This is a genomic window from Sphingobacterium sp. SGL-16 (genome assembly GCF_011043515.1).
GTDB classification, from domain to species: Bacteria; Bacteroidota; Bacteroidia; order Sphingobacteriales; family Sphingobacteriaceae; genus Sphingobacterium; species Sphingobacterium litopenaei.
This window is the reverse complement of the sequence record NZ_JAAKGQ010000110.1, coordinates 1-1,181: the sequence shown is the minus strand read 5'-3', so window position 1 is coordinate 1,181 and position 1,181 is coordinate 1. Positions and strand designations below refer to the sequence as shown.

1 protein-coding gene is annotated in these 1,181 nt (G+C 35.7%); it reads left to right on the top strand.

The features are described from left to right. Positions 1–255: 255 nt before the first annotated feature. The coding region (locus tag G5B32_RS16860) for an IS110 family transposase (protein ID WP_165292656.1) at positions 256–1,181 on the top strand (926 nt) is incomplete at its 3' end.

The following is a 1,181-nucleotide window of genomic DNA, read 5'->3' as shown; positions in this document are numbered from 1 at the left end:
CCTCTCACACCTTTGTTCAGTAATTAACTTTTGAGGATATCAAAGGGGTTAGGAAAGCAAAAGGTGTTAAACACATAAAAATAACGTTTACATAAAAGACAGAGGTGAACTTTCTCTCACACTAGAATTAAAGTTCTTCGGGTGGTTATAGTCCTCTGCCTTTTATATTGCCCAAGGCCCAACTAGAATAATTTCTTTGATCCATCAAAGGTGATTGGCAAAAGGCATTTTTTTATGGTATTAAAAAGTAAACGTATGAAAACTTACAATCTTATCCTGGGAGTCGATGTTTCAAAGCTAACACTCGACATCAGTTGCGCTAAACGTAGACTGCATATCAAAATAGAAAATGATAGCAAAGGATTTAGTAAATTCAAAACATGGTGTAGGACTAATGAAATTCCCTTAAGCGAAACATTAGTAATCATGGAACACACTGGAGGTTATGAATATAGGTTTATACAGTTCTGTGAATCCATATCATTGCATTACTGCAGGATTTCTGGGCTTGAGATCAAAAGATCTATGGGGATAACACGTGGAAAAAATGACAAAGTGGATTCTTACCGGATAGGTTTGTATGGCGAAGAAAAAATAGCTCGCCTGAAACCATCTAAGCCATTGGATCAAAATATACTCACCCTTAAGCAACTATTATCATTTCGAAAAAGACTTGTTAGAGAAAATGCTGGCTTATCTGCCACAATAAAGGAGCGTCAACACATTTATGGAAAAGATTTAAAAGATGCTGTTATACGTATTGCCAATCTAAAAATAAGAGCTAATACAAACCACATTAGCCAGATCGAAAAGGAAATACATTATTTAATCAAATCCAGTGATTCTTTATTAAAAAGCTATCGTATTTTAACGAGCGTTAAGGGGATAGGTCCGATAAATGCGTTAATGACGATCGCATACACAGAAAACTTTGTTAGTTTCACAGATCCACGAAAATATGCGGTATACGTTGGTGTCGTACCATTTGACAATACTTCTGGAACAAGTATTAGGGGTAAAAAAATGGTTAGCTATATAGCTAACAAGGAACTAAAACAAGAGCTAAACCAAGCAGCTAAGTCTGCCGTAACCCACGATCCTGAACTTAGGGCATATGCCCAACGAAAGATTGAAAGCAAGCACTATAAGATCGTTTTGAACAATGTTAAATTTAAACTCAT